At 48.3% G+C, this 19,225-nt stretch carries 20 protein-coding genes and 1 other annotated feature; of the genes, 8 read left to right on the top strand and 12 right to left on the bottom strand.

What is annotated here, in order from left to right; all coding sequences use genetic code 11:
• Window positions 1–96 precede the first annotated feature (96 nt).
• Window positions 97–867 carry an arginase family protein gene (locus LI015_RS26815; protein ID WP_227126687.1) on the bottom strand — a complete coding sequence of 257 codons (771 nt, stop codon included), beginning with the start codon at window positions 865–867 and terminating at the stop codon, window positions 97–99.
• Between the two features lie 273 nt (window positions 868–1,140).
• Between LI015_RS26815 and LI015_RS26820 the strand changes: the two genes are divergently transcribed.
• A complete protein-coding gene (locus LI015_RS26820; protein ID WP_227126688.1) occupies window positions 1,141–1,770 on the top strand; it encodes a flavin reductase family protein in 630 nt (209 codons plus the stop codon).
• A 107-nt stretch (window positions 1,771–1,877) separates the two neighbouring features.
• On the opposite strand, the gene LI015_RS26825 is transcribed toward LI015_RS26820, so the two are convergent.
• Window positions 1,878–2,594 carry a SanA/YdcF family protein gene (locus LI015_RS26825; protein WP_117625716.1) on the bottom strand — a complete coding sequence of 239 codons (717 nt, stop codon included), beginning with the start codon at window positions 2,592–2,594 and terminating at the stop codon, window positions 1,878–1,880.
• Window positions 2,595–2,698: 104 nt separating this feature from the next.
• Window positions 2,699–3,067: a RidA family protein gene (locus LI015_RS26830; protein WP_002566105.1), complete on the bottom strand. Its 369-nt coding sequence runs from the start codon at window positions 3,065–3,067 to the stop codon at window positions 2,699–2,701.
• A 377-nt stretch (window positions 3,068–3,444) separates the two neighbouring features.
• On the opposite strand from LI015_RS26830, the gene LI015_RS26835 reads away from it, so the two are divergent.
• Genes LI015_RS26835 through LI015_RS26865 form a run of 7 tightly spaced genes read left to right on the top strand, consistent with a single transcriptional unit; the run spans window position 3,445 to window position 9,332 of the window.
• Window positions 3,445–4,605 carry a MalY/PatB family protein gene (locus LI015_RS26835; protein WP_227126689.1) on the top strand — a complete coding sequence of 387 codons (1,161 nt, stop codon included), beginning with the start codon at window positions 3,445–3,447 and terminating at the stop codon, window positions 4,603–4,605.
• 13 nt (window positions 4,606–4,618) lie between these two features.
• Window positions 4,619–5,542, top strand: coding sequence for a transporter substrate-binding domain-containing protein (locus tag LI015_RS26840; RefSeq protein ID WP_002566107.1), 924 nt, complete (start codon window positions 4,619–4,621; stop codon window positions 5,540–5,542).
• Between the two features lie 21 nt (window positions 5,543–5,563).
• Window positions 5,564–6,268 (top strand): amino acid ABC transporter permease, encoded by a 705-nt coding sequence (locus tag LI015_RS26845; RefSeq protein WP_002566108.1) that lies wholly within the window; start codon window positions 5,564–5,566, stop codon window positions 6,266–6,268.
• 11 nt (window positions 6,269–6,279) lie between these two features.
• A complete protein-coding gene (locus tag LI015_RS26850) occupies window positions 6,280–7,011 on the top strand; it encodes an amino acid ABC transporter ATP-binding protein (protein WP_002566109.1) in 732 nt (243 codons plus the stop codon).
• Between the two features lie 13 nt (window positions 7,012–7,024).
• Window positions 7,025–7,948, top strand: a complete 924-nt coding sequence (locus tag LI015_RS26855; protein ID WP_227126690.1) for a ribokinase — start codon at window positions 7,025–7,027, stop codon at window positions 7,946–7,948.
• Between the two features lie 42 nt (window positions 7,949–7,990).
• Entirely contained in the window at window positions 7,991–8,500 is a 510-nt protein-coding gene (locus LI015_RS26860) for a MarR family winged helix-turn-helix transcriptional regulator (RefSeq protein ID WP_002566111.1), read from the top strand.
• A gap of 7 nt (window positions 8,501–8,507) precedes the next feature.
• Window positions 8,508–9,332 carry a BtpA/SgcQ family protein gene (locus tag LI015_RS26865; protein ID WP_002566112.1) on the top strand — a complete coding sequence of 275 codons (825 nt, stop codon included), beginning with the start codon at window positions 8,508–8,510 and terminating at the stop codon, window positions 9,330–9,332.
• Between the two features lie 110 nt (window positions 9,333–9,442).
• Here LI015_RS26865 and LI015_RS26870 read toward each other — a convergent pair whose 3' ends face one another.
• The 9 genes from LI015_RS26870 to LI015_RS26910 form a co-directional block, all read right to left on the bottom strand.
• Window positions 9,443–10,753: a CCA tRNA nucleotidyltransferase gene (locus tag LI015_RS26870; RefSeq protein ID WP_227126691.1), complete on the bottom strand. Its 1,311-nt coding sequence runs from the start codon at window positions 10,751–10,753 to the stop codon at window positions 9,443–9,445.
• 191 nt (window positions 10,754–10,944) lie between these two features.
• A complete protein-coding gene (gene proS / locus LI015_RS26875) occupies window positions 10,945–12,384 on the bottom strand; it encodes a proline--tRNA ligase (RefSeq protein ID WP_002566114.1) in 1,440 nt (479 codons plus the stop codon).
• Between the two features lie 89 nt (window positions 12,385–12,473).
• Window positions 12,474–12,692, bottom strand: a binding site (T-box leader).
• Between the two features lie 146 nt (window positions 12,693–12,838).
• On the bottom strand, window positions 12,839–13,075 hold the full coding sequence (locus tag LI015_RS26880; protein ID WP_002566115.1) for a hypothetical protein: 237 nt from the start codon (window positions 13,073–13,075) through the stop codon (window positions 12,839–12,841).
• A 133-nt stretch (window positions 13,076–13,208) separates the two neighbouring features.
• A complete protein-coding gene (locus tag LI015_RS26885; protein WP_002577331.1) occupies window positions 13,209–14,318 on the bottom strand; it encodes an AI-2E family transporter in 1,110 nt (369 codons plus the stop codon).
• Window positions 14,319–14,388: 70 nt separating this feature from the next.
• Entirely contained in the window at window positions 14,389–15,441 is a 1,053-nt protein-coding gene (locus LI015_RS26890) for a substrate-binding domain-containing protein (protein WP_002589351.1), read from the bottom strand.
• A gap of 164 nt (window positions 15,442–15,605) precedes the next feature.
• Window positions 15,606–16,592 (bottom strand): ABC transporter permease, encoded by a 987-nt coding sequence (locus LI015_RS26895; RefSeq protein ID WP_002566118.1) that lies wholly within the window; start codon window positions 16,590–16,592, stop codon window positions 15,606–15,608.
• Window positions 16,561–18,063, bottom strand: coding sequence for a sugar ABC transporter ATP-binding protein (locus LI015_RS26900; protein WP_119205524.1), 1,503 nt, complete (start codon window positions 18,061–18,063; stop codon window positions 16,561–16,563). Before LI015_RS26900 ends, LI015_RS26895 begins: the two co-directional genes overlap by 32 nt.
• A 56-nt stretch (window positions 18,064–18,119) precedes the next feature.
• Window positions 18,120–18,518 (bottom strand): D-ribose pyranase, encoded by a 399-nt coding sequence (rbsD, locus tag LI015_RS26905; protein ID WP_002566120.1) that lies wholly within the window; start codon window positions 18,516–18,518, stop codon window positions 18,120–18,122.
• A 263-nt stretch (window positions 18,519–18,781) separates the two neighbouring features.
• On the bottom strand, window positions 18,782–19,225 hold a 444-nt coding region (locus LI015_RS26910), incomplete at its 5' end, for a PfkB family carbohydrate kinase (RefSeq protein WP_227126692.1).

A 19,225-nucleotide genomic window follows, 5' to 3' on the forward strand; every position in this document is an offset into this window, starting at 1 on the left:
GGTGCTGCAAAATCAATGTTTTGTAGAAATCACGAATTCACTCTGTAATTTTACCTTTATTCCTGCAACCGTATTCCTTCAAAATTTTTCCTGCTGTCATGGACACAGTACATCGCATATTTCCAGTAATTTACAAATAATTTTCCTATTCGTATTCTGATTCGTTTGGCTGGCCCTATTTCCCTCCTGTTCCTGGTCATCCGGATTCTCCCCACATACATCTACACCTATTATACTGCGGCAGGATGCCGCCTCCTTTATGCAGGCCAGCACGTCCTCCAGCTGCGCCTCTCCCTGGTCCCAATTGGTGATTGCACAGGAGCGGGTCAGGATATCTTTATCCAGGGATATATAGAGAGGCAGTTCGGAGTTCTTCAGATGGCGGCTGATACACCCTGGCGTCTTCAGCTCCTCTTCATTGATACCAACTACCCGTTCCCTGTCAGCCTCTGCTTCCATGGAGGGCGGCCCTGCCAGATAAACCCGTTTCAGACGCGTATTTGTATCCAAAGCAGCCTGAATCCAACCGCCGCAGGACAGGATATTCCCAAACATGGGCATCTGCATGTCCGTATGATGGTCAAACACCAGAAGCTCAAATTCCTCCTCTATCTTATCCAGCCATATTTTGCTCACATAATGGTAATTTCCGGAATCCAGGAAGTGGATTCCGGAGGGTTCCATAAGGCTGATTCTCTCCTTGATGGCTGCCTCTGCCTCCTCATCACAGTAACAATTAGTGCCTTGTATATCTCCAAGCTCCAGCCATACAGCGCCCAAATCCTGGTAAAATTCCTGGTTTTCATATACGCCCGTAAAATTCATGATGACAATATTGTTATTCTTAAGCTTTTTATTATTAAGCATACCGATTCGCGGCCTGTCCTTTCTTCATGCTTTTATATATGCTTTAGAATTCTTCCCAAAAACACTTCCTCAAAGACTCTTCCACAATGATTGTATCAGAATAGCCCCAAATAAGAAACCGTCTGAAAATAATATTTTTATAATAATAGTAATTATTATTGATTTTATGGAATTTATATGATACAATACAAATATCTTACATATTATCAATTATACGTGGTAAAATCAAACTATAGCCGAAAAGGCAAAAGAAACACAGGAGGGGTACATTTTATGGATTCAAAAGCATTTTTTAAATTAAGTTACGGTGTTTACATTATTTCCACCAGCGCAGACAACAAGGAAGGCGGCTGTGTCATCAACACACTGACCCAGGTCACATCTTCTCCCGCCAGGTTATCCATTGCTCTCAACAAGGAAAACTATACGCTGAAGCTGATAGAGACATCCGGCACCTTTTCCGCAGCGGTACTTTCCGACGATGTGGAAATGGACCTGATTAGACGTTTCGGCTTTCAGTGCGGCAAGGATGTAAAGAAATATGACGGCATTCCACAGGGACGGGACAGCCTGAATAATCCATATCCCACAGAAGGTGTCTGTGCCCGTTTCACCTGCCGTGTTGTATCCTCCATGGATGTGGGCTCCCATATGATTATAGTGGGCGAGGTAGTGGAAGCAGAAGTCCTGGATTCCCAGACACCGGCGCTCACCTATTCCAATTACCATCTGAAGAAAAACGGGACCACTCCGCCAAAGGCTCCTTCCTATCAGGCAGACACAAAAGATGTTACGGGATGGCGCTGTTCTGTTTGCGGATATATTCTGGAGTCCGAGACATTGCCGCCTGACTTTATCTGTCCGGTCTGCGGCAAGGATGCCAGCTATTTTGTAAAACTGTAGCCCCCTTATTGTTCCATTATCTGAACCATTGCAAAATACCCCTGAAAACAGCTGATTCATACCCATAAGCTGTTTTCAGGGGTATTTTTATGTCCTTGGGATATATCCTACTTCTGACCGGATTTATTCCTGGCCCGGTTTTCTTCTTTATCATTGGTAACATTGCCGTCCCCGCTGACCGGTATGGCATCTCCCAGATAGGTGGGCTTAGGCATTACAATGGTATAAATCAAATCCTTGGGCCTGGCCAGCAGTTCTCTTAAGTCCCTCATTTTCTGGCCGCCGTACTGCCTGGGATCTGACTCTACGCCGTATGCCTCCATCCCCATGGCCTGCGCCACATAAAGAGCCCGGTACATGTGATAGCGCTGCGTAACTATAATAATCTTCTTCACCTGGAAAATATCCCTGGCCCGGTACATGCTCTCATAGGTGGAGAAGCCCGCGTGGTCCATAAAAATATCCCCGGAAGGAATGCCCTCATCAATGGCATACTGCTTCATCCGGTTTACCTCGTCATAGTTCTTGCGCCCATGGTCCCCGCTCATGAGAAGGCGGTCGGACACACCGTCCTCATACAGCTCTATTCCCTTGTCCAGCCTGTCCCGAAGCATGCCGGAAGGCGTACCGTCCGGCCTGACACTGCAGCCCAGAACCATGATACAGTCCACATCTCCAAGAGCTGCCGCATCATCTGCACTGATGATATTCGGTTTTTCCTTCCTGATCATGTACAGATTTATCAGGAACAGGAACAGGCATCCTGCCAGTCCCAATACCAGAAGTATCTTAACCGCTTTTTTCAGAATCGCTTTTTTATCCATTCCACTCTTCCTTCTCTTACGGAGCGCCGACGGGGTCAAAAAAGCCGCTCTTCCCGGCAAAATGCAGAGATTTGCGGCTTTTAATGCGTATGTCAGGTCAATCCTTATTTAACAGCAATTGCCTCGATTTCACACAGAACGCCCTTTGGAAGGGTCTTAACTGCCACACAGCTCCTGGCTGGTTTGGATGTGAAATACTTAGCATATACTTCGTTAAATGTTGCAAAATCGCCCATATCTGCCAGGAAGCAGGTGGTCTTAAATACCTTGTCAAAGCCGCTGCCTGCTGCTTCCAGGATGGCGCCAACGTTCTTGCAGCTCTGCTCAGCCTGTCCTGCAATGTCCTCTGCAACGCTGCCGTCTGCCGGATTTACCGGTATCTGACCAGATGTGTAGATAACTCCATTAACCTCAAATCCCTGGGAGTATGGTCCGATTGCGCCTGGTGCCTTTTCTGTGCTGATTACGTTCATTTTAAATCCTCCTTGTTCTTAGGGGAAATGCCCGTACAATATGTATTCCCCATTATATTGATTTTCATTCTCACGCGACATGCGCGAACCCCAAAGTTATTATATCGGATTATTGGAAATGTTGCAAGGTAAGGCTGGAATTCTTCTTTGTATTTTTTGCAATACTGTTTTTTCCCAACTCATGCCTGTGATGGAGTTTCTTCAAGAAACAGTACACTGTTTTCAGCACAATGCACAGTTGCAAGCTTATGTTTTGTATATTATATACGAAAAATAATTTAAGTATTGATTTATTTTGTATGATGTGTTTATAATTAATCTAGTTAACAGTTAATCTACTTAACAGTAAATATGCTTAATTTAAAAAGAGGACTATTATGTTATACGATTTTGACACAGTCATCAACAGATGGCACACAGACAGCGAAAAATACGATGGTTTAAAAAAATTTGCCCCCAAAGCCCCTGATAACAGCATTCCTCTCTGGATTGCCGATATGGACTTTAAGACAGCACCGGAAATCATAGCCGCCATGCACAGACGGGTGGAAGAAGGCATCTTTGGTTATACGGATATCTATGATGCATCCTATTATAAGGCGGTTTGCCGCTGGATGGAAAAACGTCACCGCTGGCGCATTACACCGGATGAAATCGTGGTGGATTCAGGCGTGGTGCCCGCTCTGTCTCATGCCCTGTCGCTGATTGCCAGGCCCGGAGACGGCGTCATCATACATACCCCGGCCTATAAACCATTTTTTAATTCCATCAGGAATACAGGCATGATTCCCGTATATTCCAGGCTCTGTTACAGCCATGGCCGGTTTACCATTGATTTTGAGGACCTGGAACAGAAAGCTGAGGACGAAAACAATAAAGTTCTCATACTATGCAGTCCCCATAATCCTACCGGGCGTGTCTGGAGTCAGGATGAGCTGAGGCATATTGTGGACATCTGCCAAAAGCATGGCCTGTTCATCATCTGCGACGAGATACACAATGACATACTCCGCCCAGGCATCTGCCATACCCCTATAGCCAGCCTGTATCCGGATACAAAACGCCTCATTACATGCACTGCCCCCAGCAAAACCTTTAACCTGGCAGGAAACCACCTGGCCAACATCATTATACCAGACCCAGATATCCGTGAACGTTGGAACAGCCTTTATCACTACCTGCCTAACCCCATTTCTGTGGCAGCTGCCACCGCAGCCTACGAGGAAGGGGAGCCGTGGCTGGATGAGCTGAATCAATACCTGACGGAAACCTTCCGCCATATGGAGACGTTTTTTAAAGCCAACCTTCCTTCCATTGATTTCCAAACTCCGGAGGCCACCTATCTCGCCTGGATTAACATTGATAGCCTGGGCTCAAACCATAGTGAGATCGAAAACCGCTTCATTGAAAACGGATTGATAATTGAAGGCGGGAACCAGTTCGTGGAAAATGGAGCCGGGTTCATACGTCTGAATGCAGCAGTACCTCATTCCACCATTGATACTTTATTAAACAAAATAAACCATATATTTAACTAAGGAGGACTAATCCATGAAAAAAAGAAATCTAATCCTGACAGCCGCGTTATTTGCCATGACCGCTTCCCTGGCAGCATGCGGAGGGCAGAAGCCCGCACAGACACAACCCGCAGCAGACACTGCCGCAGAGTCAAAGGGTGGGGACAAAAAGGAGGAGGCAAAAGAAGAACCAAAGTCAGAAGAGACTGCCGCTGCTTCCGCTGAAAAAACGCGGTATGAAAAAATCCTTGAAAGCGGTGTCTTAAAGGTAGGTACAGAAGGCACCTATAAGCCGTTTACGTATCACGACGACAACAATGAGCTGTGCGGATATGACGTAGAGGTAGCCAGGGCCATCGGCGAAAAAATGGGGGTTAAAACCGAATTCTCCGAAATCACCTGGGAAGGCCTTCTCACCTCATTGGACACAGGAACGGTTGATTTGGTACTGAACCAGGTAGGTGTAACAGACGAGAGGAAAGAAAAATATGATTTTTCCGACCCTTACCTCTACAGTTACATTGCGCTCATTACCAAAACAGACAACAATGACATCACGGATTGGGACAGTGCCAACGGGAAAAAGACCTCACTAAACGTATCCAGCAACTATGCGTTGATTGCAGAAAAGTATAACATGGACATCACTGCTTCCGATACCTTCAGCAAGGACATTGAATTATTACTGGCAGGAAGGACTGACTGTGTCATTAACAACACCATAGCATTTAACGACTTCCTGACACAGAAACCCGATACTCCAATCAAGATTGCCGCTGTTCAGGAGCAGGCTGACACAGTGGCTGTACCGATTCCCAAGGGAAACGATGATCTTGTGGAGGCCGTCAACAAAGCAATCGCGGAACTTCAGGCAGACGGGACACTTACCGAACTTTCCAACAAATATTTAGGTAAAGACTTCTCAAAAGAACTTACCCTGGAAGAAATCCAGCAGTAGCATATCAGGAGGGTGAATGAAATGGATGCACGTTCAATCGAAATATTAACCTCGTCATTTTGGCCTATTTTAAAAGCGGGAATCTCTTTTACGATACCTCTGACATTGATTTCATTCGCCCTTGGAACAACGTTAGCTGTATTCGTAGCCATCATCCGCATATCCAAGGTGCCGGTTTTAAACAAAATCTGTGAGTTATATGTCTGGATTATACGCGGTACCCCTCTGCTTGTGCAGTTGTTCCTTGTATTCTTCGGTCTTCCCAAAGTAGGTGTTGTCATTAATCCAATGCCTTCAGGAATATTGGTTTTTACCTTAAGCATTGGTGCCTACAGTTCAGAAATAATCAGAGCTGCCATCCTGTCCATACCCAAAGGACAGTGGGAAGCCGCCATGTCACTGGGAATGAGCTATCCCCAGCAGCTTTTAAGAATCATACTTCCCCAGGCTTTTAAGATATCTGTGCCGCCTCTCTTTAACAGCTTTATCGCCCTAGTTAAGGACACATCTCTCGCAGCCAACATAACCATTCCGGAGATGTTTCTGACTACCCAGAGAATAACTGCCAGGAATTATGAACCTCTTCTCATGTACATCGAGGTCGGATTTATTTATCTTATATTTTGTACGGTCCTGAATTATGTACAGAACCGGATAGAAAATAAACTTATGCTGACTCCTACGGATAAGAAAAGAATCAAAGAAATTACGGATACGCAGGCCTAGGGAGGTGCCATATGCTGCAGATTAAACATTTAAACAAATATTTTGGAGAAAATCATGTACTGAAGGACATCAGCCTGGAAATCGAATCGCACAAGACCATGGCTATCATAGGTTCCTCCGGCTCAGGAAAATCCACATTGCTTCGATGCATCAATCTTCTGGAAACACCGGATTCAGGAACCATAAGCCTGGATGGAAAAGCGTTGGATTTTTCCAAAAAACTTCCCAAACATCAGAAAGCTGCCTTTACCAAGAAAACAGGCATGGTTTTCCAGAGCTTCAATCTCTTTCCGCACAAAACCGCCCTTGAAAACATCATGGAAGGACCCGTGACTGTGTTGAAAAAAAGCAAGGCCGAGGCCTGCCGGGATGCCATTGAGCTTTTAAAACGGGTAGGTCTGGAGGATAAAAAAGACAGTTATCCCCACCAGCTTTCCGGAGGCCAGCAGCAGAGAATTGCCATTGCAAGGGCCTTAGCTATGAAGCCGGAAATCCTTTTGTTTGACGAACCCACAAGCGCTCTTGACCCAGAACTGGGAGCCGGCGTTCTGAGCCTGATTAAGGAACTGTCACGGGAGGATTATACCATCATTGTCGTGACACATAATATGTCCTTTGCCAGAGAAGTCAGCGAAGAAGTCGTATTCGTGGAAAAAGGAGAAATCCTGGCAAAAGGAAGTTATGACGAGCTGGTAAACCTGCATAATGACAGAATCACACAGTTTTTAAGCTATTTGGATTAGGGAGGCATTCAAGATGGACCGTAAAACTTCAAAGAATATCATCTGCTTTGGCTCGCTTATTATGGACATCTCCATACGCTGCGATAAAATTCCGGCAATGGGCGAAACTGTCTATACCTATGAGGATTATAATGTAAATCCGGGAGGAAAAGGCGGCAACCAGTCGGTTGCCGCTGCCAGGTCCGGGGGCAGCGTGACTCTGATTGGAAGAATTGCGGATGACGATTATGCCCACCAGCTGATTCACAGTTTTCAAAAAGATCATATAGATACCAGCCAGCTTATGGTTGATACGGATGCCAAAACAGGTGTGGCTTTCGTATGGGTGGATATGGAGGGACATAATAAATGTGTCTGTTCCCTTGGTGTCAATGCCAGAGTAACCTCCCAGGATGTACAGTCCTATGCCCATCTGTTTACAGACCGCAGTATAGTTATGACTACCCTGGAACACAGCAGCCAATTACTGGATGAAATCTCCCTTATGGCCCGGCGGAATAACTGCATTTTAATTGTAGATCCGTCCTCCAAAGACTACTCTAAGCTCACGCCTAAAATTGCCGGTCGGATAGATATATTAAAACCCAATGAAGTAGAGACAGAAATGCTGACCGGTATCAGGGTGGAAACAGAAGAAGATGCAGTACAGGCCATACATGTCCTCAAAGATAAGGGGATAAGAATGCCTGTGATTTCCCTGGGCAGCCGTGGTGTTATCTATGAATACAAAGGCAAAGCCACTTCTGTGAAGGGTCTCCGGGTCAATGCCGTTGATACCACCGCGGCAGGTGATACATTCATTGGCAGTATGGCAGCAAAGCTGTCACAGGGATATTCATTTCAGGAGTCTATCGACTATGCCAACCGCGCCGCTGCATACTGCGTGCAGCACAGGGGGGCGCAAATCTCTATTCCTTTTGAGGAAAATGTATTATAATAAAACTATATATTATTTTTACAAGCCAAAGGGAGAGAGAGCATGGATAATAGGAGATATTTAATATATTGTGATATGATGACAGAATTGAAACTGACAAATCAGCTAATGAACGAGTATGACAGTCTCCCCCATGACTATGGAAATGCCGTCCTGTACCAGTCAGAGGCCCATCTGATTCAATGTATAGGCCAGAATGACGGCATTACCGTGACAGAGGCGTCCAAACTGTTGAAAAAAACAAAAAGCGCCTGTTCCCAGATGGTAAAAAAGTTAGTTGGGAAAAACTGGGTCAAGCAGACCCGCAATCAGAAAAACAACAGGGAATATAAACTTCATCTAACGGAGGAAGGTCTCATTATCTACGACCATCATGAAAATTTTGACCGTATGTCTTATGAGCACAACTCGAAAGAGCTATATCATTTCACAGATGAGGAATTACAGCTGTACATAAAAATACAAAAGAGAATGAACGAACTCATCGGACTTGATGTGGAGAGAAGCTACAATTATTTTAAGGCAGATATTTCCTGTATCAACGAAAGGTAATATAATTATGGGTAAATTAAAAGATGTTTTTAAGGTGGATAAACCAATTATCGGCATGGTACATTTAAGACCGCTTCCCGGTTCCCCCAAATATGACCCGGTAAACATGGGAATGGATAAGATAATTTCCATTGCGCTGGAGGAGGCTGCCATGCTGGAGCAGGCCGGCGTGGACGGAGTCCAGGTGGAGAATATGTGGGATATCCCCTATCTCCGCAGCGAGGATATCGGATATGAAACCGCCGCTGCCCTGGCAGTGGGAATCCATGCAGTCCGCAATAAAGTCTCCATCCCGGTGGGAGCTGAATGCCATATGAACGGCGCCGACTGTGCCATGGCCTGCGCGGTAGCCGCCGGAGCAAGCTGGATACGTGTATTCGAATGGTGTAATGCATTTGTATCCCAATCCGGTTTTATCAATGCCATGGGAGCCAATGTATCCCGTATGAGGAGCCGCCTGAAGGCTGACCAGATTTTGGCCTTGTGTGATGTGAATGTCAAACATGGGAGCCATTACATCATCCACGACCGCAGCGTAGCGGAACAGGCCATGGATATCGAATCCCAGGACGGTGACGCGGTCATTGTCACAGGTTTTGATACAGGTACCCCTCCATCTGTGGAAAACATATCTAAATGCAAAAAATCCACTTCGCTTCCCATACTTATAGGCAGCGGCCTTAACAGCAGCAATGTAAACGAACTACTGACAGCAGCGGACGGCGCCATTATCGGCAGCTGGTTTAAGGAAGGAAATAATTGGAAAAATCCTGTGAGCTATGACAGGACAAAGGAATTCATGGATAAGGTAATCGCCTTGAGACAAGCGTAAAAGGGGCATGATACGTCAAATACGCACTGAAAAAAGGAGGGAGCTGCACGCAGCATCCCTCACTTTCTATATTTCTTACTTGGTTCCCGTTCTATTACTTCTTATCCTGCCTATTTTTCAGCACTCTGCCCCAGATGGGCAAGCAAATACTCCTTGGTATTCCTCTGAGGTTCCTCCAATACCATATCTAAAAGCCTGGTCAGCGTATTGCCCACTTCCCTGCCCGGCTTCACCCCTGCTCCCATAATGTCATGGCCCGAGACAGCCAGGGTCTTCAGGCTGATGCAGTCCCTGTTACTGCGGATTTCCTCTGTCAGGTCCCTGACCTGACACAGCCACTGGGATTCCCTGTCATCGGATGCATCCTCAGATAGACACATCTTAAGCGTGAGCAAATCATCAAACAGTTCCGGCTCCATCTGGCTCATGGCACGGCGGATGGATGCCCTGGAGGGCTCCGGCTGCTTTGCGATTTCCTTCATGCCTTCCTCCTTGCCATGCTTCAAGCAGTCTTCCCCCCCATCCTCAGCTCCAACCTTTTTGCCCTGCCACTCCACCAGGGTTCTTACCCTGTAGGAGGTATCGTTGTCCAGCTTTAAATCCTTAAGTATGCCCGCTGCCTGGGAAGCGCTGCACTCCCGCAAAAAGGCGGCCCAGCGCATATGCTTTACAGCCGGAACTCCGGCCGGAATAGACGGCACAGCCCAGTCCCCTGAATCCGCGGCATAAGCCCCGTGAAATTTCTCTGACACAAAGGGACTGATACCCGTCTCATACACCAGCGAGATATAATCCGGATGGGAACTCAGAAGAAGCTTGGTCAGCTCCACCTGAATCCGTTCCTTACTCACATGGACCATGTTAGGCGCAATCACCTTGATGGCCTCACAGGTGCGCTCCTCTATGGAGAATCCCAATTGGGCCGAAAAACGGATAGCCCGGAGGATTCTGAGAGCATCCTCCGTAAAGCGGTCCATGGGTTCCCCCACGCACCGGATGATGCCCTTCTCCAAATCCTCCACACCTCCGAATTTATCCACAAATCCCGTATGACTGTTATAAGCCATTGCATTGATGGTAAAATCCCGGCGTTTTAAATCCTCCACCAAATCCGGAGTGAACTCCACGCTGTTGGGATGGCGTCCGTCAGAGTATTCTCCGTCAATGCGGTAAGTAGTTACCTCATACCCTTCCTTCCCCATCATCACAGTCACGGTGCCGTGCTGTATGCCGGTATCCACAGTGCGCCGGAATACCTCCTTTACCTGCTCCGGCAGAGCGCTGGTGGTGATATCCCAGTCCCCCGGCTCCCTGCCCAAAAGCATATCCCTGACGCATCCGCCTACCACGTACGCCTCGTATCCGTGTTCATTCAGTTTATTAATAATCTCCTCTGCGGGAGCCGGAATTCTGATTTCCATGTCTGTCTGCTTCCTCATACTATATCCGTTTAATGATTGACATTGCCACGGTCTTATTTTATCAGTTTTTCCTGTGCTTTTCCAGAAATATTTTTAACCGCGTATTATAACCATATTAACCATATATTCTTCGTATATGCAAAACGGCAGATACAGGTCCAGTCCCGCATCTGCCGTTTCTATACACATCTTTAGTACGCCTTGCCCCAATAAACCATCTTCTTCGCCGGTTTCCCGCAGCAAACACATTGATCGGACAATTTCTCCTGCTCAAAGGGTATGCATCTGGATGTGGCTCCGGCCACCTCCTTGATTTTCTCCTCACACTCCAGGCAGCCGCACCACATGGCTTTTACAAAGCCGGGCTTGTTGTTGACAGTATCCACGAATTCATCCCAGCCTGCAGCTGTGTAAGTGTGGGCATCCCTGTGCTTCCTTGCCTTCTCCAGCATGGCGTCATGGATGGTATCCAGCATTTCACCGGCTCTTGCCTCCAGCTCATCCAGGGATACAAAGCTCTTCTCATGGTTATCCCTGCGCACCAGCACAGCCTGGTTCTTCTCTATATCCTTTGGCCCTATCTCCACGCGAAGGGGCACGCCGCGCATCTCGCAGTCAGCGAACTTCCAGCCCGGGCTCTTGTCCGTATCATCCACCTTTACAGCGTATCCTGCCTTTGTAAGGCGCTCCTTCAGCTCATATGCCTTATCCAGCACGCCTTCCTTCTGCTGCTGTACCGGCACCACCATAATCTGGACCGGCGCAATTCTCGGAGGCAGCACCAGACCGTTGTCATCGCCGTGCACCATGATGATGGCGCCGATGATACGGGTGCTCACACCCCAGGATGTCTGGTGTACATACTTTAATGTATTATCCTTGTCCGTGAACTGGATGTCAAATGCCTTTGCAAATCCATCGCCAAAGTTATGGCTGGTACCTGACTGTAGGGCTTTTCCGTCGTGCATCAGGGATTCTATGGTGTAGGTTGCCTCTGCTCCGGCAAACTTCTCCTTATCGGTTTTCTGTCCCTTGATGACAGGAATAGCCAGCACCTCCTCACAGAAGTCGGCATACAGGTTCAGCATCTGGATTGTTCTGGCCTCGGCCTCCTCGGCTGACGCATGGGCCGTGTGGCCCTCCTGCCACAGGAATTCCCTGGAGCGTAAAAACGGACGTGTGGTCTTTTCCCAGCGCACAACAGAACACCACTGGTTATAGACTCTGGGAAGGTCGCGGTAGGAATGGATATCCTTTGCGTAAAAATCACAGAACAGGGTCTCAGAGGTAGGCCTTACGCACATACGCTCCTGAAGTTCCTCCAGTCCTCCGTGGGTCACCCATGCCACCTCAGGCGCAAATCCCTCCACATGGTCCTTTTCCTTCTCTAACAGACTCTCCGGTATAAAGATGGGCATGTATACGTTCTGCACCCCTGTCTCCTTAAACCTTCTGTCCATCTCCTTCTGGATGTTTTCCCAGATTGCGTAGCCGGCCGGCTTAATCACCATGCATCCCTTGACGCTGGCATAATCGCAAAGCTCCGCCTTCTTTACCACATCCGTATACCACTGGGCGAAATCCTCATCCATGGATGTGATGGCCTCTACCATTTTCTTGTTGTCTGCCATGATTCTTCTCCTTTTCGTTATTTACATTGACCCTTGCATATCTTTCATTATGAAATAAAAAGAGCCATCCAATCCCCTGTGCCGTGTGCACAAGGGACCGAATGACTCGGCGGTACCACCCTTATTAACCTTCGGGCTTAAGCCGCCCTTATGGTTCTCTCATCATCCGTTAACGCCGGACATACGCTGCATTCATCATACAGGACTCCAGGGTGGGTTCAGCATCTGCCAACCGTAAGGACCTCTCACCTGCGGCCCTCTCTCTGTGACGTGCAATCACGCTTACTGTTCCCTTTCCATGTCATATCTATGAATTGGTCATTTCTTTATGTAAGAATGATTTTACGTCAGTTTCCGGACTTTGTCAACCACAGAATCGCCATATAACGCTTCCGCGGCGGACGGATAACACCTTTCCCCCTTTTTACCTTTAGGAGACAGGAAGTATCTTACCCTAAAATTCAATCAGCATGGGCTGTCCCTTATCAGGACCTTCCAGGGATTTTTTCACCATTTCCCTAACAAAGTCCTCCGCCATTGCCATGGTTGAGTTATTGGCAATGTCAAGCTTTATTCTACTGGCTCCTCTCATTAAATCTACGTTTGCTCCGGTTGTGGAGAGATAACTGCATGCTGTCAGTTCAAAATCTCCATTGGGAAGCTGATTGATGTGTGCTTGTGCCTGAATCATAATTGTGACTCCTTTCTTTCATTTGATGAGCCAACTATATCACTCCCAATCCTTAATTGTTCCTTTTTGGCACAGATGGCATACAATCCGTCATAGATGGCCTATTTCCAGTTTCTATCTGATCCCTATTCCCCTATGTCTCAGTTTCTTCCTCCTTCGTCCACGCCTCCACCATATCCTCAATCAGCAGCAAACCCAGCGGCCCCAGTATAAATCCAAAAAATCCGAATAACTCCAATCCCACATACACAGACGCCAGCGTCTCAAGGGGAGACAGCCCCACCTGTCCGCCCATCATCCGAACCTCCAGAATCTGACGCACAAAATAACACACCAGATAAATGGCTGTGAGTACCAGTGCCTGTTTCCAGTCCCCTACAGCCAGCCGAAGGACAGCCCAGGGTATCAGCACCGTGCCGGTTCCAAATATAGGGAGTGCATCCAGTATACCGATACCAATACCTGCCATGATATAATAAGGATTGCGAATCAGGAACATTCCCCCGATACACAGCCCTGTAGTAATAAAAAGAATGATTCCCTGGCTTCTGAACCAGGCCTTTCCTGTCTGTACCAGGCGGCTTCCTATCATATTGAATTCCTTGCGGAAGGCGGACTGGTCCCGGCGGTCCCGCAGATCCTCCATTTCCTGCAGGCTTAATATGGCGGCCAGGAACACCACCAGGCTTACGATGGCGGCTTTTGCCAGACAGCTGATGACAGACATGGAGTTAGCCATGAGAAATGGCATGGCGGCTGTCTTGCATGTATCTACCATATGATAGAGCATGTCCCCGGCCATGTCGGCCACACACCCCGGCCTCAGCCCCATGGCATGCTCCACCCTGTGGCAGTTTCCTGTGAGCCACAAATCAAACTGTTCCAGCCACACCGGAAGCTGCACCATAAGCAGTTTTCCCTCTGCGCACAGCTTCAGGGCGCCTCTGTAGAGCACCGCCCCCAGAACGGACAGCACAGCCAGAAACTCCACGCCGCCTATGACGCCGATGGGCATATGGTACCGTTTTCCCTTTACCGTAATCCTCATCCGGTAGGACAGGAACCTGGCCGACGGCCGCAGCAGAAGGGCCAGGATATAACCCACGAAAAAAGGAGCCACGAGGGGCAGCAGATATTTAAATCCTGCATACACCGCTCCCGTGGTTCCTGTTATAATTAATAATTTCTTCAGTTTCTTACCCGGCTTTTCCATGGACTCACCTGTTTCTGATTCGTACTTCATTTGTACCCTCATAGTATGAGCCGATGGCCGGAAAATATTCTGTTTCCTATGTACAAATCATGCCGGTAAATTATTCCTTTGTTACCAGGCTGTCCACTGTATCCTGTGTTACCAGCTGGTTGTCCAGGATTACATAAGGCTCAACCTGCTTGCCTTCCAGATAATCATAGGCAGTGTTAAGGATGGCCTTGCCTAAGAAGAATGGCGGTTCTGCGATGGTTGCGTCAACCTTGCCGGCCTTCATTGCATCCAATGTGTCGTCGATGGCGTCACAGCCGATTTTTACGATTTCATCGGTTCTGCCTGCTGCTTCCATTGCCTCCAATGCGCCTAAAAGCATCTCGTCATTTGCAGCGTAAAGTCCGTCGATTTCAGGATTGGCCTGAAGAATGTTCTCCATAACGCTCATGCCCTTGGCCCTGTCAAAATCAGCCACCTGGCAGGCCACGATTTCCATGTCCGGGTTGTCCTTCATCACTTCGTTGAAGCCCTGGGAACGGTTCTGGGCAACGTTGGTTCCCATGATGCCCTGAATCTCAACAATCTTTCCTTTTCCGCCTAATGTATCAACCAGGTACTGTCCTGCCATGCGGCCTGACTTGATAGCGTCGTAGCCGATGTGTGAAATAACCTCGCCGCCGTTGGCCTCGCGGTCCATGGTAAATACAGGAATTCCTGCCTCGTTGCACGCCTCGATGGAGGATACGATAGCGTCGGAATCACAAGTATCAATAATGATGGCATCCGGCTTCTTTGTAATCAGGTTCTCCACGTCCTTCATCTGGATGGTGGGATCGTCCTGTGCGTCGGTAATATACAGCTCAATACCGTGCTCATCAGCGGCCTTCTGGACACCGTCCTTAACATCCACAAAGAATGGATTGGTCTGCGTGTTCATGGCAAGGCCGATAACATATTTCTTTCCGCTTCCCTCTTCTGAACCGGCATTTTCCGCCTCAGCTGAAGTATCCTTTGCCTCATCCTTTGCTTCTTCCTTGGACTCTTCCTTTGCCGCCTCGGTGGTGGCTGCTGCGGTAGTTTCTCCTGAACCTGAGCTGCATCCGGCCATCAGTGAACACGCCATTGCCAGTGCCAGTACAGTTGCCCCAATTTGTTTCCTCATAATACAATCTCCTTTTCTTAAAAAAATATTTTGTAACGGTTCCGCCGTTTCATGGATAAACCGGATGAACCGGCAGAACCGCAGGTACCTTATCCTTTTGGCCCGTTTCCGGGTTTTACTGCTCTGTATTTATACTAATTTGTATTAACTCTGTTCTCTAACTGTTATTCTGCCTTAGCCGACAAATCCTTCACCTTCTTGTCCACCAGGACTGCAATCAGTATAACAGCGCCCTTTACAATGTTGGTGGCATGAGGATTTACGTTCATAAGCGTCAGGATATTATCAATAATACCCATAATCATGGCGCCCACCACAGTGGGGAGCACAAAGCCCACGCCACCGCTTAAGGACGTGCCGCCCAGGATAACAGCAGCAATGGCGTCCATCTCAATGCCGGTGCCGCTGGTGGACTGTGCCGAACCAAGCCTTGCTGTCAGAATCACGCCTGCAACGCCGCACATAAGACCGTTAAGGGTATAAGCCATCCACTCTGTAAAACGGACGGAAATGCCGGACAGACGCGCTGCCTCCCGATTGCCTCCAAAGGCATAGATGCTGCGGCCGTAGCTGGTCTGTGTCAGCACATAGTGGGCAATGAGGAAGAGGATGATAAGAATGATGACAGGAACCGGCACTCCGGCCACTGTTCCCTTGCCAAAAAACTTGTAGGCATCCACCTTAATGGGAATAGGGGAACCTTTTGTATATACAAGAATGCATCCGCGAAGAAGGGTCATCATGCCCAGGGTGGAGATAAAGGGAGGGATCTCACACACTGCCACAAAGAAACCATTTACGGCGCCGCATCCTATGCCTACGGCCAAAGCCACCAAAATGGCCGCTCCCGCATTTCCTGTGGATTCCAGGATACCGGAGGCCAGAACGCCTGCCAGTCCCAGAATGGAGCCTACGGAAAGGTCGATTCCCCCGGTGAGAATGACAAAGGTCATTCCGCATCCCACGATACCGGCCACTGTAATCTGCTTAAACACGTTAAACAGGTTGGCCACGCTTAAGAAGCTGGGGGACAATATGGTTGCAAATACGCAGATTACCAGTAAAATCAGCACGGAGCGGTAGATATTGAGCTGGCCGATTAATTTTTTCTTATTTACACTATTCATTTTCACTGACACCTCCAGATGCATGGGCTAAGATAATTTCCTGATTCATCTCTGATTTTGGTATTTCCAGGACCGTATGGCCTTCCCTCATGATGACCACCCGGTCACTCATGCCAATAACCTCCGGCAGGTCCGTGGAAATCAGTATGATGCTTTTTCCGGCCCTGGTGAGCTCATCCATGATTTGATAAATCTCCGCCTTGGCACCCACATCCACGCCGCGGGTTGGCTCGTCCAGAATCAGTATGGACGGGTTTGCTTCCAGAACCTTGGCAAATACCACCTTCTGCTGGTTGCCGCCGCTGAGCTTACCGGCCAGCTGCTGCAGGCTGCTGATTTTAATGTTAAGCCGCTTAACCTGTGCGTTAATCTGTTTGGTCTCCAGCTTCTTATCCAGATGAATAAAATGGGTTATCTTATCCAGCGATGACAAGGAAACATTTTCCCTGATATTGCGTATGAGCACCAGCCCTTCCTGTTTCCTGTCGTCGGACACAAATCCGATTCCCGCCTTTAAAGCCTTCTTGGGGCTGGAACAATCTTTCTTTTCCCCGTTTATGTAAATTTCTCCGGAATCCATGGGGAGGGCTCCGTACACGATTTTAGACAGCTCGATGGTGCCTGATCCCAGCAGTCCGGCCACCCCCAGGATTTCACCCTTGTGAAGCCTGATATTCACGTTGTGGACGCCTTTGCCGCAGATATCCTTAAGTTCAAGTACGGTCTCGTCCTGCGTGTAATCCCTCTCAGGATACAGGTTGGTCACGCTGCGTCCAACCATCATGGACACCACCTCGTCGTAATTGGTGTCGCCTATGTCCTTGGTCGCTATGTATTTTCCGTCTCTGAACACAGTCAGACGATCCGATATCTGGAAAATCTCATCCATTCGGTGAGAAATATACAGAATGGAAATGCCCTCCGCCTTAAGCTCTGCAATGATTTTAAACAGAATACGAATCTCCTCGTCTGTCAGGGCAGCCGTTGGCTCGTCCATGATGATAACCTTTGCGCCTATGGTCAGACACTTTGCAATCTCCGTCATCTGCGATTCCGCCACAGACAGGTTCCGCACCTTGGTGCGGCTGTCAAACTTAAGGCCCAAACGGTCCAGCTCCTCCTGGGCATCCTTGTACAGCTTTTTCCAGTCCACTGCTCCGTAGGGTGTCTTAGGAAGCCTTCCCAGATACATATTTTCCGCCACAGACAGGTCCCGCACCATGTTGAACTCCTGGTATATCATGGCAATACCCTTGCGCTCCGCATCCTTGGTGGAATGGAACACCACTTCCTCCCCATTGACATACATGTGTCCGGAAGTATATCCCTGAGCCCCCGCTATAATTTTCATCAGGGTGGACTTGCCCGCGCCGTTCTCACCGCACAGGGCATGTACCTCGCCCCTCCTCACATCCAGATGGACTCCGTCCAGAGCTTTAACTCCCGGAAATGTCTTCACAATCGAATCCATCTGCAATACTAATTTTTCTTCCATGTTACCCCTCCCTTGCTGCTAAGAGTTCCTGAACATGCCCCCTTATGAGAGCAGTATCAGTAAGCGCATCCCGCCGATAAAATCACGTTGGTGTACCCGGTAAATTCACCGGTAAGCACAATGGCCTTTGCATCTTTGCTGCGCTCCTTAAGCTCTGTGTGGGGAATATATTCCACCGGAAGCCCCTGGGGCAGAAGGTCCAGCGCCTTCTTGTGGAAATCCGGCGTCACGGTCAGCGCCTCGTCAGCAAACACAGCTCCCTCCACCACGATATATTTGAGTATCTCCTCCAGAACATCCAGATAGGCCGGATCACCGGGCCTCCAGCCCAGGTCCACACGCTCCACTCCCTTTGGAATGGGAAGTCCGGCGTCCCCGATAATAATGGTATCCTTATGCCTCAGCTCCGCCAGCACCCTGGCCAGCTGCGGATGTAATATTCCTGTTTTTAACATGTCTGTCTCCCCTTCTACTGATTATGATTCTACATATTATGATTCTACCGATTATGATTTTCCTGATGATGCTTTTGACAATGGCGCTTCTGATTGCGGCCCTTTTGTCTGCAGCTCCTTTGACCGTGGTCCATCTGACTGTGTTTTTTTGACCGTGGTCCATTTGACTGTGATTCTTATGACTTTGGTTCTTTTGTCTGTAGTTCCTCTGGTTGCGGAGCTTTGATTGTGCTTTGACAATACCTATGTTAAGTGTCTGTGCGTCAGCAATCCGCGGTCTGACGATTTGCAGCCATGAATGCGTCAATCTCCTCCCTGACCGGCATGGAGGGCGTAGTACCGATTTTCTGTACAGACAGGGCTGCCAGGGCATTGGCAAAATCAGCTGCCTCCCACAAATTCTTTCCCTCTGCCAGCGCCGCCAGAAGGCCGCCGTTAAATGCATCCCCTGCTCCGGTGGTGTCCACCGCCTCCACCTTATAAGCCGGAATGATTCCCTTCTTCTCTCCCGTGTTTATATATACGCCTCGATGCCCCAGTGTAATCAATACATTCTTTACCCCTTTGGAGAAGAACCAGTCCGCTGCCTTGTCCGCCGCTTCCTCGCTGTCCACCTTGATGCCTGTAAGAATCTCTGCCTCCACCTCATTGGGATAATCTCTCGGAATCTCTAAGCCAGTAAATATAAGGCTTTCAGATTCCTTTTT

Source organism: Enterocloster sp. 210928-DFI.2.20, assembly GCF_020554465.1.
In the GTDB taxonomy this organism is placed as follows: Bacteria; Bacillota; Clostridia; order Lachnospirales; family Lachnospiraceae; genus Enterocloster; species Enterocloster bolteae.